Raw genomic sequence first — 11641 nt, 5'->3', positions numbered from 1 at the left:
GCGTGCACCTGGGAGGGTTTGTGGAATTGAGCATTGCCTGGCGGCGTCCTGCCGCCATGATGGCCCTGGCTGCGCTGGCCGCGCCGGCCTTCGCAGAGGACGAGCGTCCGGTGACCGCCACGGTCGGCGGCCGCCTGCACCTGGATTTCGCCACCTTCGACAACGACAACCGGGGTACGCCGAACAAGGATGACACCGAGATCCGTCGCGCCTGGGTTGACGTTTCCGGCAAGTTCTTCGTGGTCGACTACAAGCTGGAAGCCGATTTCTCCGGCGACCGCGTCGAGGCCAAAGACGTCTACCTGAGCCGCAGCTTCGGCGATGCCGGCCGGCTCACCGTGGGCCAGTTCAAGCAGTATTTCTCGCTGGACGACCGCACCGGCTCCAACTACGGCAGCTTCCTGGAGCGCGGCAACGCCGGCACCACGCTGGCGCCACTGTACCGGCTGGGCGCGTCCTGGCAGGCCAATCCGGGCGATTTCACCTGGGCAGCCAGCGTATACAGCCTGGAAAGCATCGATGCCTGGCAGGTCAAGGGCCGCGCCGCCGGTGGCCGCGTCACCTGGGCACCGGCCCCCAGCGACGGCGACGTGCTGCACCTGGGCCTGTCGCTGGCCCGCGAGGCCTACGACAACCCGGGCGGCAACGGCACGCCGGGCCTGAAGATCCGCCCGCGTCCGGCCGGCCATCTGTCCGACGAGAGCCGCCTGACTCTGGTCGACTTCTCCGCCGGCCGCGATACCGACGTCAACAAGTGGTCGCTGGAATACGCGCAGGTGCGCGGCCCGCTGTCATGGCAGGGCGAGTTCAGCGGCGCCACCTTCGATGATGGTGCCCAGCGCGGTGATGTGATGGCCGCCTACGGCATGCTCAGCTGGTTCGTCACCGGTGAGAGCCGCGCCTACGACCGCAAGACCGGCCGCTTTGCCCGGGTCAAGAACATCCGTCACAAGGCCGGTGCCTTCGAAGTGGCCCTGCGCTACGACCAGATGTGGGGCGCACAGCACCTTGATGGCCAACCCGACCTGCGCCGTGGCAGCACCGAAGGCTGGACGCTGGGCGGCAACTGGTACCTGCGCGACAACCTGCGCTTCATGCTCAACGTGATCGAAAGCCGCAACCGCGATCGCCTGGCCGGCACCACGGTGGACCGCACGCGCGCGGTCACCGGACGCCTGCAGTTCGACTTCTAAACGCGTTTTCCCCGGGCGCGCACGCTCCCGGGCCCCTTCCACGTCCCACGTCCTGCTTCCTCTAGGAGTCCGCAGATGATGCTGAGCATCCTCGGCTTTGGCATGGTCATTACGTTCATGTACTTGATCATGAGCAAACGACTGTCGCCACTCGTTGCCCTGATCACCATTCCCATCATCTTCGCCCTGATCGGTGGCTTCGCCGCCGGCATCGACGAAATGATGCTGGAAGGCATCAAGAAGATCGCGCCGACCGGCGTGATGCTGATGTTCGCCATCCTCTACTTCGGCGTGATGATCGATGCGGGCCTGTTCGATCCGCTGGTGCGGATCATCCTGCGTTTCGTCAAGGGCGACCCGATGAAGATCGTGCTTGGCACCGCCGTGCTGGCGATGCTGATCTCGCTCGACGGCGATGGTTCGACCACCTACATGATCACCGTCTCGGCAATGCTGCCGCTGTACCAGCGGTTGGGCATGAACGCGCTGAACATGACCTGCGTGACCATCCTCGCCGGTGGTGTGATGAACCTGACGCCGTGGGGTGGCCCGACCGCACGCGCGGCCACCGCACTGCACGTGGATCCGGCCGATGTGTTCGTGCCGCTGATTCCGTCGATGGTGATCGCCTGCGCCGGCGTGCTGCTGCTGGCCTGGTACCTGGGCCTGAAGGAGCGCCGTCGCCTTGGCGTGGTGACCCTGCCCAAGGGTGGCAGCTGGATGGACAACAGCGTGTCCGACGACGGCAATACGCTGCCGACCGTGGAAGATGCCGAAGACACCAAGCGCCCCAAGCTGCTGTGGGTGAACCTGGCGCTGACCGTGGCCCTGATGAGCGCACTCATCATCGGTGTGCTGCCGATGCCGGTGCTGTTCATGATCGGCTTCGCCATCGCGCTGGTGATCAACTATCCGAACCTGGCCGAGCAGCGCCGCCGCGTGGTCAGCCATGCCGGCAGCGTGCTGTCGGTGGTGGCGCTGATCTTCGCCGCGGGCATCTTCACCGGCATCCTCAACAACACCGGCATGGTCGAAGCGATGTCGCACAGCTTCCTGGCGATCATCCCCGACAGCTGGGGCCCCTACCTGGCGGTGATCACCGCTGTAGCGTCGATGCCGTTCACCTTCTTCATGTCCAACGACGCGTTCTACTTCGGCGTGCTGCCGATCCTGTCCGAGGCGGCCGGCAACTACGGCATCACGCCGGTGGAAATGGCCCGCGCGTCGCTGGCCGGGCAACCGGTGCACCTGCTCAGCCCGCTGGTGCCCTCCACCTATCTGCTGGTAGGGCTGGCCAAGGTCGAATTCGCCGACCACCAGAAGTTCACCCTGAAGTGGGCGATCGCCATTTCGTTGTTGCTGATGGTCGGCGGCCTGTTGTTCGGTCTCTATCCCTTCACGGCCTGATTCCCTTACCAAGGAGCGTTCTGCAATGACTCTTCGCATCGCCTACGTCACCAGCGGGATGGGCAGTGTCGGCACTGCCATCTGCCAGAGCCTGGCCCGTTCCGGCCATACCGTGGTCGCCGGCTGCGCACCCAACTCGCCGCGCAAGGCCAACTGGCTGCGCGAGCAGCGCGAACAGGGCTTTGATTTCATCGCCTCCGAAGGCAACGCGACCGATTGGGCGTCGACCACGGCGGCCTTCGCCAAGGTGCGTGCCGAAGTCGGCGAGGTGGACGTGCTGGTCAACAACTCCGGCGGCAGCCGCGACCTGCTGTTCCGGCAGATGACGGTGGAGGACTGGAATGCGGTGATCGCCTCCAACCTCAACTCGCTGTTCAACCTGACCAAGCAGGTGGTCGATGGCATGGCCACGCGTGGCTGGGGCCGCATCATCAACATCGGTTCGGTCAGCGCCCACAAGGGCCAGATCGGCCAGGTGAACTACGCCACGGCAAAAGCCGCGATGCACGGTTTCAGCCGTGCGCTGGCCGCTGAAGTCGCCTCGCGCGGGGTCACCGTCAACACACTGTCGCCGGGCTACATCGCCAGCCAGGCGATCAGCAGCTTCCCGCCGGACGTACTGGATCGACTGGCCGCGTCGGTGCCGGTACGACGCCTGGGTCGCCCGGAAGAAGTGGCCGGCCTGTGTGCCTGGCTGGCCTCGGATGAAGCCTCCTACGTGACCGGTGCCGACTATCCGGTCAACGGTGGCCTGTACATGGGCTAGCCCTTTCCACGCAGGGCGTGGGTCTACTCCCCTCCCCCGGTAGATTCCCGCCCTGCGCGGCTTCCCCACGTCGCCATTCGTTGGTTTTTCGTAAACAAGGTTTCATGTTCCGTTCGCATAGTGGCCATGCGCCGCGCCCCCGGGCCGGTGACCATCCCCCATGCAATGGACCATCATGCAGACCCGATACCTGACGATCGCTGTGGCGATCGCGCTTTCCGCCGCCAGCGCCCACGCCGCTGAAGCCACCGACGCCACCGCCGATACCGCGCTGAGCGCGCAGACGCTGGATACCGTCTCGGTCATCGGCCAGGGCGAGACCCGCCAGGTGCAGCGCATCACCACCGTCGACAAGCAGGTGTTGCCGCCGGGTACCAGCGGCCAGAAGATCCTCGACCGCCTGCCCGGCGTGTCGGTGCAGTCCAACGATGCATTCGGTGCGAATGAAGAATCGCAGACCATCAGCCTGCGCGGCTTCGACAAGAGCCGCCTGGGCTACACGCTGGACGGCATTCCGCTGGGTGACAACAGCTACGGCAACTACAACGGCCTGAGCATCGCCCGTGCACTGATCGCCGAAAACCTGGCCGGCGCCGAGCTGTCGCAGGGCATCGGTTCGCTGGGCGTGGCCTCGACCAGCAACCTGGGCGGCACCATCCAGTACTTCTCGATGGATCCGTCCACCGAGTTCGGCGGCCGCGCCAGCATCACCGCGGGTGATGACAACCAGCGCCGCGGCTACCTGCGCGTGGACACCGGCGACATCAACGGTTTCTCGGCCTATGTCTCCGGCGTGCACCAGGACCAGGACATGTGGGCCGCGCCGTACCAGAACCAGACCACCCGCCAGTTCAACGCCAAGGCGGTGTGGAACGTGGGCGACAACCGCTTCGGTGCCTTCGTGGCCACCTCGCGCGCCAGCCAGGCCAACTATGCCTATCTGTCCAAGGACATGCTGGCGCGCGGCCTGGGTTATGACTGGAACATCTATGCACCGGACTGGGATCGCGCCGTCGCGGCTGCGTACTGCGCACCGGGCACCTACAACAAGTCGCGCTGCGCGTTCAGCGGCGGCGTCAACAGCATCGACGATGCGTACTACCAGAGCCGTGCGCTGCGCGACGACAACCTGTACTCGATCGACGCCGACATCCGCCTGGGTGAGCAGGGCCGCCTGAAGCTGCTGGGCTACCACCATGAGAACCGTGGCCAGGGCCACTGGTGGGCACCGGGCCAGCCGTCCTACCCGGGCACCGACAAGATGCTGCCGATCTCGATCCGCAGCACCAACTACACCATCAACCGCGACGGCGTGACCGCCGCGCTGTCGTGGGCGGTGGGCATCCATGAGCTGGAAGCCGGTGTGTGGTACGAACAGAACGACCATAACGTCTCGCGCAATTTCTACTACATCAGCGGCCCGTTCCTGGACGACCTGTACCTGCAGAACCCGGACCGCCGCCTGTTCAACCAGGACTTCGACATCCGTACCCGCCAGTTCTACGTGCAGGACCGGATGCGCTTCCTCGACCAGCGCCTGACCGTGGACGTGGGCATCAAGAGCCCCAACACGCGCATGACCGCCAAGGCCCAGCCGGGCGTGGAAACCAGCATTGCCTCGGGCACGCTGACCGCGAAGGAATCGGTGCTGCCGCAGCTGGGCGTGGGCTTCAAGCTCAACGCCAACAATGAGGTGTTCGCCTCGTATGCCGAGAACATCGCTGCCTTCGTCGGCGGCGGCAGCGGTGGCCCGCTGCAGGTGTCACCGGAATCGTTTGCGGCCAGCGCCGGCCTGGAGCCGGAGAAGTCCAAGAGCCTGGAGGCGGGTTTCCGTACCTTCGGCGAGAAATACCAGGCCTCGATCGCGGCCTACAACGTGAAGTTCGACAACCGCCTGCTGTCGCTGAACCCGTGCTCGAGCATCGAAGTCGGCACACGTCCGGAGTGCGTGACGCGCTTCATCAACGTCGGTTCGGTGAAGAGCCACGGTGCCGAGCTGACCTTCATCCTCAAGCCGGTCGATGGCCTGCAGTGGTACAACGCGCTGTCCTGGAACAAGACCACCTACGAGGATGACTACACCTCGGGCGGTGCGATCGTACCGGTGGCCGGCAAGATCACCGTGGATACGCCGCAGCGCATGGCCTCCAGTGAGATCAGCTGGAACCGCGATGGCTTCTTCGCCAGCCTGCGTGCCAAGTACACCGGCAAGCGCTACTACACCTACACCAACGACCAGTCGGTGCCGGGCGTGACCACCTTCGATGCGGGTGCCGGTTACGACTTCGGCCCGGGCATGGGCCTGCGCAACGTGCGGGTGTCGTTGAACGCGACCAACCTGACCAACAAGCGCTATGCGGGCCAGCTGAGTTCGTTCGCACCGACCGATCCGAAGGGCACGCGGTATGCGATCCATGCGAGTGCACCGCGGCAGGTGTTCATGACGGTGGCGGCGGAGTTCTAAGTCAAAAGCGGGCGCTGCGGCGCGTTGATTGTTCCTGCATGGCACGGGTAGGCAGGCCCATGCAGGACACGCCGTAAACCCATCCATGGGGGCTCGATGGCGCCATCCATGGCGCCAACGGTCCTGCATGGGCCTGCCTACCCGCGCTGGACAGTTCCCAGCGCCGGCGCGGAGGCAATGGAAAGCAAGAGCAAAAGCAAAGAGCCGGGCGGTGCCCGGCTCTTTGCTTTTCAAGCGCAATCCCTTCGGCGCGGTGATGTGCTGCCGCCCGCGCGGGAAACTGTCTGGCGGCGGTGGGGCACCCTGGCCAGGACCGTGAGGCGCATGGATGCGCCGATCGAGCCCCCATGGATGGGTTTACGGCGTGTCCTGGCCAGGGTGCACCACCGCCGCCAACCGATATCAATCAAGGCGCCAGCGCATCATCCCGCCAACGCATTTCATTCCGGTGCCAGCTGGTCCATCCGGATGCGGTTGGCGAACAGCGAGAACGCCAGCATGCCGGCCAGGCCGTTCGCCCGGCTCATCCAGTGCGGCAGCCAGCGTGGAGGCTTCAGCACGCCCGATTCGAACAGCGGCGCGAACGCGATCGCATCGGTCAGGCTCATCTTGCCGGCAAACAACCAGCGACAGACCTGCAGGCGATCCTCGGCCAGCATGTGGCGGAAGAACGTATGCACCGACACCAGACCGCGCAGGTACACCGTGTCCTTGGTGAAGGCCAGACCGCCAGTCGGCGGCACACCACGGAATACCCGCTGCGCCGAGGCGAAGCTCTCTTCCGGGTTCTGGCCGGCATCGCAGAAGTAGCGGAACACCTCGATGAAGTCCGCACCTTCGCGCGCCATCGCGATCGCTTCGGTACGCAGGCTGATGCGCTTCAGTCGCTCGATGTCAATGCTGCCGGTGATCTGTTCGGCGAATGTCGCCAATCCTTCCTGGGTGGCCGTCACCCGTGGCGAGGACAGCGCCAGGCTTGGCAGCACCGGCTGCGCGCGACCGTTCAACGCTGTCAGCGAATGTACCAGCGCTTCATGGTGGAACAACTGCGCGCGGTCGTAGGCGCTGAAACGCGCGCTGGTGCGCAGACGGATGCGGGTCGGTCCGGCCGCTGCCTTGGAGACCAGATCCGGATCCAGCTGCACCTGGATGATGCGTGATTCAAAGAACGCATCGAGGTCATTCTGCAGCTGCAGCTGCAACGCGATCGCCGAAACCGGCACCTGCTCTTCCGGCGCCAGCAGTTCGTGATCCAGTTCGGCAGCAATCTGGATGAAGTGGCGCGCTGCATCGCGCGTGCTCGGTCCGTTGCCCGGCAATGGTTGCTCGGGTGAACCGAACAACTGCACCGAACAGGCATCCACGGCCGCGGTACCGAGGCCTTCCAGCAGCTGTGCAGCCAGATCCCAGCTCTGCGCGGACTGCCGCACGTAATGGCCCAGCGGATGGCTTTCATCGCACTCGGCAGCGAGGGCGGCCAGTGCACGACGCTCCTCGCTGAAATCCAGCTTCGGGTAGTCGACCACCGGCAGCGTCGGCTGGCCGCGCGCAACGCTGTCCAGGAAGGGTGCTTGCAGGGTTGCCGGCCAACTGGTCAGGCCCAGCAGGCGGATGCCTCCTACGGCCTCGACCAGGCGCGCATCGAGCGCTGCATGGTGGGCCACGTCACGGTCCAGCGTCGCGGTCGGTTCCATGGTCGGACTATAACGCCCTGCCCTTGCTTTGGTAGGTGCCAACCTTGGTTGGCAGCCGCCGACGGCGGGCTTCGGACGCGTTCGTGCCAACCGAGGTTGGCACCTACCAGAAGCAGGCGGCAGCGGGATCATTGCCGGGGGCAGAGCCCATTGCGGCGCAATGGGATCCGACCCCGCGATCCGGGTCAGCGCCTGCGCGGCTTGCCCGCGGGGCGGAACTGCTGGCCCTTGCCCTTCCTGCCGCCACGCTCCTGCGCGGTCTCAGCCTGGCGCACGGCCAGCTTTGCTGCAGCCGCTGCCACTTCTTCCTTCAACTTGAAGTAGTTCTGCAGCCGGCTCTCTTCAATCTCGCCAGCATCGATCGCCGCACGCACAGCACAGCCGGGTTCCTGCTGATGCATGCAGTCGTTGAAGCGGCACTGCGCGGCCAGCGCTTCGATATCGGCGAAACCACCTTCGGCCAGCGTTTCTTCGCCGGTCGGCTTCAGTTCGCGCATGCCCGGCGTATCGATCAGGCAGGCGCCCATCGGCAGTGGCATCAGTGCGCGGTGGGTGGTGGTATGGCGGCCGCGCGAATCGTTGGCGCGCACCGAGTTGGTCTTCATCCGCTGCTCGCCCAGCAGCGTGTTGGTCAGCGTCGACTTGCCCGCACCGGAAGAACCCACCAGCACCACTGTACGGCCGGGGCCCAGCCACGGCTCCAGTACTGCAACACTGTCTGCATCCAGGCCGTTGATCGCGTGCAGGGCAATGCCCTGCATCTCCAGTTCTTCCAGCACCGCCAGCGCGTCTTCGCTGTACTCGGTCTGGTCGGCCTTGGTCAGCACCACCACCGGTTCGGCACCGCCACCGCCCACCAGCAGCAGGTAGCGTTCAATACGGCGCGGATTGAAGTCCGCATCCAGGCCACAGACGATGAAGACGGTATCGATGTTGGCCGCGATCACCTGCTGGTGGTAATGCTCACCGGCGGCGCCACGCTTGATCGCGGTACGTCGCGGCAACAGGGCGACGATGCGGATGCCGTCCAGCAGCACCCAGTCGCCAACCGCTGGCCGTTCGTGGCTGGGAAAGCGCGGGCGCTGCCACTCCGGCAACGATTCGGCCTTGATCGACGCCTCCGGGCCATCCGCCACCACGTAGTGGGTGCGGTGCTGTTCGATCACCCGCGCCGGGCGGGCCTGCGGGTGTGCAGCCATCACAGCCTGCCAGTCGGCCTGCTGCGGCGGGCCCGGCCAGGGCCAGCCGATGGTCTGCAGGGCGGTGAAATCGGGGGTCTGGGTCATCGCCGCCATTCTACCTGTGCGATGCCGCCCAGCCCAATGTTGGCGGGCCCTGCAGCCCTTGCCATGCGCTGCAGCAATTCCGCTACCATGGAACCCCCATGCCTTCTGCGGCCCACCGCCCATGTCCACTCCCTCGCCCAAACCCCTGATCATCCGCGAGCGCCTTTCCGAAGTGCGCTACGAAATCCGCGGAGAACTGGCACGGCGAGCCCGGGAGCTGGAAGCGCAGGGCCACAAGCTGATCAAGCTCAACATCGGCAATCCCGGCGCTTTCGGCTTCCGTGCACCGGAACACCTGCAGCGCGCGATCGCCGATGACATGGGCCGCACCGATCCCTACACCCATCAGCAGGGCCTGCCGGTCGCCCGCGAAGCCATCGCCGCCGCCTATGCCCGCCGTGGCGCGCCGGATGCCCACCCGGACCGCGTGTTCGTCGGCAACGGCGTCAGCGAGCTGATCGACCTGTCGCTGCGTGCGCTGCTCAACCCGGGCGACGAAGTGCTGGTGCCCTCGCCGGACTACCCGCTGTGGTCGGCCTCGACCATCCTCAATGATGGCCGCCCGGTGTACTACCGCTGCGCCGCCGAGAATGGCTTCCAGCCGGACCCGAGCGAGATCGAGACGCTGGTGTCCTCGCGTACCCGCGCCATCGTGCTGATCAATCCGAACAACCCCAGCGGCGCCAGCTACCCGCGCGAGCTGCTGGAGCGCGTGGTCGAGATCGCGCGCCGGCACAACCTGCTGCTGCTGGTCGATGAGATCTACGACCAGATCCTGTACGACGACGCGGTGTTCCAGCCGGTCGCACCGCTGGCCGGTGACCATCCCTGCCTGACCTTCAGCGGCCTGAGCAAGGTGCACCGTGCCTGCGGCTGGCGCGTGGGCTGGGCCCACCTCAGCGGCGACGACGCGCGCCTGGGCGACTTCCGCGCCGCGCTGGACCTGCTGGGCGCACTGCGCCTGTGCGCCAACGTGCCGGGCCAGTACGCCATCGACGCGGCAGTGAATGGGCCGGACACCATTTCCGAGCTGTGCGCACCGGGCGGCCGTCTGTATGAAACCCGGCGTGCAGTGATCGAAGCCTGCGAGGCCAGCGAGCATCTGTCGCTGGTCGCGCCCGCCGGAGCGCTGTACGCGTTCCCGGCCGTGGTCGGTGCCGCCGCCAAGGGCTTCGACGACCACAATTTCGCGCTGGACCTGATGAACAACGATGGCGTGCTGGTGGTGCCGGGCTCGAGCTTCAACGTGCCTTACCGCCACCACTTCCGCGTGACCCTGCTGCCGGAGGCGTCGGTGATGCGCGACGTGTTCGCCCGTATCGACCGCGCCCTCGCCCGCCGTGCCGAAGACGCCACCAAGGTGGTGCCGCTGAAGCCCCGCCGGTCGGTGGCTTGAGCGATGGGCTTGTCGTATCTGGCCCTGGGCGATTCCTACACCATCGGTGAAGCGGTCGCGGTCGAAGGCCGCTGGCCGCATCAGCTCGCCGCCGCCCTGCGTGCGCAGGGCATTGATCTGACCGACCCGCAGACGATCGCCACCACGGGTTGGACCACCGACGAGCTCGACGCCGGCATCGACGAAGTGGCGCCGCAAGGCCCGTTCGACTTCGTCAGCCTGTTGATCGGCGTCAACAACCAGTACCGCGGGCGCCCGCTGGGCGAGTACCAGGTGCAGTTCCAAGCCCTGCTGCAACGCGCGATCGGCTTTGCCGGTGGCCGCGCGGACCACGTGCTGGTGCTGTCCTTCCCGGACTGGGGCACCACGCCGTACGGTGCAGGCAGCGGTCGCGACCTGGCCCGCGTCGAACTGGAGACCGACGAGTTCAATGCTGCCGCCGAGGTGATCAGCACCCAGCAGGGCGTGGCCTTCGTCGACATCACCGATATCAGCCGCGACAACGGCGCTGACCCGGCGATGATCGCCGAGGATGGCCTGCACCCGTCTGCACGGATGTATGCGCTGTGGAGCGCGCGTGCGCTGCCGGTGGCCGCGCACCTGCTGGGCAGAACGGACTGAGCCGATGGACGGCACGCCACGGAACGGCACGCCTCTGCCCTGCTCGCCGCTCGATGCCGGACAGGCGCGCCTGATCGCCGAGTCCTTCCGGCCGATGCAGGCCTGGGGCAGCCGCCGCGATTACTACTACACCCGCGGCAAGCTGGGCAGCGACCCGCTGTATGACGGCGTGCTGCAGCACCTTCCCGACGACGGCCAGCCGGTGCTCGACCTGGGCTGCGGGCTGGGCCTGTTCGCGCACGTGCTGCGCCAGCGTGGCCGCCAGCAGGCGTACCTCGGGGTCGACGTGGACAGCGACAAGATCGCGCGTGCGCAGCGCGCCGGCACCGGCCTGGCCGATGCACGTTTCGACTGTCTGGATGTGCAGGCACCCTTGCCGGCACATAGCGGGCATGTGTTGCTGCTGGATGTGCTGCAGTACCTGGACGAAATGCCGCAACTGGAACTGCTGCGCGCGGTGAGCGCGCGGGTCGCGCCCGGTGGCCGCCTGCTGCTGCGTACGCCGCTGGCGACCGGCGACCGCCGCGACCGCACCACGCGGGTGGCTGATCGGCTGGCATGGCTGGTCGGCTGGATGGGCACGCGGCCACGCCATTACCCGGATCCACAGCGGCTGCAGGCCACGCTGGCCGAGGCTGGGCTGCAGGTGGCTCCGTTGCGTCCCCTGCATGGGCGCACGCCGTTCAACAGCTGGCTGCTGGTGGCTGAGCGTCCGGGAACTGCGGCCAACGGCTGAGCCCCTCGTGGTGGGCGGCCAAGGTGATCGTGAGATGGCCGGGTGGGTGGACTGCACAGGGGGCGCTGCAAGTACGTC

9 protein-coding genes are annotated in these 11641 nt (G+C 66.4%); 7 read left to right on the top strand and 2 right to left on the bottom strand.

Translation table 11 applies throughout. The features are described from left to right. Positions 1-56: 56 nt before the first annotated feature. The 4 genes from H3005_RS15250 (at position 57) to H3005_RS15235 (ending at position 5830) form a co-directional block, all read left to right on the top strand. Positions 57-1193, top strand: coding sequence for a porin (locus tag H3005_RS15250; protein WP_191078566.1), 1137 nt, complete (start codon positions 57-59; stop codon positions 1191-1193). A gap of 78 nt (positions 1194-1271) precedes the next feature. Continuing rightward, on the top strand, positions 1272-2600 hold the full coding sequence (locus H3005_RS15245; protein WP_191078565.1) for a CitMHS family transporter: 1329 nt from the start codon (positions 1272-1274) through the stop codon (positions 2598-2600). Positions 2601-2625: 25 nt separating this feature from the next. Beyond that, positions 2626-3366, top strand: coding sequence for an acetoacetyl-CoA reductase (gene phbB, locus H3005_RS15240; RefSeq protein ID WP_025874115.1), 741 nt, complete (start codon positions 2626-2628; stop codon positions 3364-3366). 175 nt (positions 3367-3541) lie between these two features. Beyond that, positions 3542-5830 carry a TonB-dependent receptor gene (locus H3005_RS15235; protein ID WP_100554203.1) on the top strand — a complete coding sequence of 763 codons (2289 nt, stop codon included), beginning with the start codon at positions 3542-3544 and terminating at the stop codon, positions 5828-5830. 440 nt (positions 5831-6270) lie between these two features. Here the strand turns inward: H3005_RS15235 and H3005_RS15230 are convergent, their stop codons facing one another. Both H3005_RS15230 and rsgA read right to left on the bottom strand, forming a co-directional pair. Further along, positions 6271-7524 (bottom strand): flavohemoglobin expression-modulating QEGLA motif protein, encoded by a 1254-nt coding sequence (locus tag H3005_RS15230; RefSeq protein WP_191078513.1) that lies wholly within the window; start codon positions 7522-7524, stop codon positions 6271-6273. Positions 7525-7709: 185 nt separating this feature from the next. Next, positions 7710-8810 carry a ribosome small subunit-dependent GTPase A gene (gene rsgA / locus H3005_RS15225; protein ID WP_223880285.1) on the bottom strand — a complete coding sequence of 367 codons (1101 nt, stop codon included), beginning with the start codon at positions 8808-8810 and terminating at the stop codon, positions 7710-7712. Between the two features lie 121 nt (positions 8811-8931). Here rsgA and H3005_RS15220 point away from each other — a divergent pair, with 121 nt between their 5' ends. The 3 genes from H3005_RS15220 to H3005_RS15210 are packed head-to-tail and all read left to right on the top strand — an operon-like array spanning position 8932 to position 11563. Then, positions 8932-10206 carry a pyridoxal phosphate-dependent aminotransferase gene (locus H3005_RS15220; RefSeq protein ID WP_191078511.1) on the top strand — a complete coding sequence of 425 codons (1275 nt, stop codon included), beginning with the start codon at positions 8932-8934 and terminating at the stop codon, positions 10204-10206. A 3-nt stretch (positions 10207-10209) separates the two neighbouring features. Beyond that, the gene (locus H3005_RS15215; protein WP_191078510.1) at positions 10210-10827 is read left to right on the top strand and encodes an SGNH/GDSL hydrolase family protein; all 618 of its coding nucleotides are present in this window, start codon (positions 10210-10212) and stop codon (positions 10825-10827) included. A 4-nt stretch (positions 10828-10831) separates the two neighbouring features. Then, positions 10832-11563, top strand: coding sequence for a class I SAM-dependent methyltransferase (locus H3005_RS15210; RefSeq protein ID WP_191078509.1), 732 nt, complete (start codon positions 10832-10834; stop codon positions 11561-11563). Positions 11564-11641 lie beyond the last annotated feature (78 nt).

The sequence above is a fragment of the Stenotrophomonas sp. Br8 genome, assembly GCF_014763005.1.
Lineage (GTDB): Bacteria > Pseudomonadota > Gammaproteobacteria > Xanthomonadales > Xanthomonadaceae > Stenotrophomonas > Stenotrophomonas lactitubi.
This window is presented reverse-complemented; position numbering and strand designations above follow the sequence as displayed.

Bases quoted from the DNA above. Each gene is read 5' to 3' on its own strand.
- H3005_RS15250 (WP_191078566.1), top strand. From the start codon at position 57: ATGATGGCCCTGGCTGCGCTGGCCGCGCCGGCCTTCGCAGAGGACGAG.
- H3005_RS15245 (WP_191078565.1), top strand. From the start codon at position 1,272: ATGCTGAGCATCCTCGGCTTTGGCATGGTCATTACGTTCATGTACTTG.
- phbB (WP_025874115.1), top strand. From the start codon at position 2,626: ATGACTCTTCGCATCGCCTACGTCACCAGCGGGATGGGCAGTGTCGGC.
- H3005_RS15235 (WP_100554203.1), top strand. From the start codon at position 3,542: ATGCAGACCCGATACCTGACGATCGCTGTGGCGATCGCGCTTTCCGCC.
- H3005_RS15230 (WP_191078513.1), bottom strand. From the start codon at position 7,524: ATGGAACCGACCGCGACGCTGGACCGTGACGTGGCCCACCATGCAGCG.
- rsgA (WP_223880285.1), bottom strand. From the start codon at position 8,810: ATGACCCAGACCCCCGATTTCACCGCCCTGCAGACCATCGGCTGGCCC.
- H3005_RS15220 (WP_191078511.1), top strand. From the start codon at position 8,932: ATGTCCACTCCCTCGCCCAAACCCCTGATCATCCGCGAGCGCCTTTCC.
- H3005_RS15215 (WP_191078510.1), top strand. From the start codon at position 10,210: ATGGGCTTGTCGTATCTGGCCCTGGGCGATTCCTACACCATCGGTGAA.
- H3005_RS15210 (WP_191078509.1), top strand. From the start codon at position 10,832: ATGGACGGCACGCCACGGAACGGCACGCCTCTGCCCTGCTCGCCGCTC.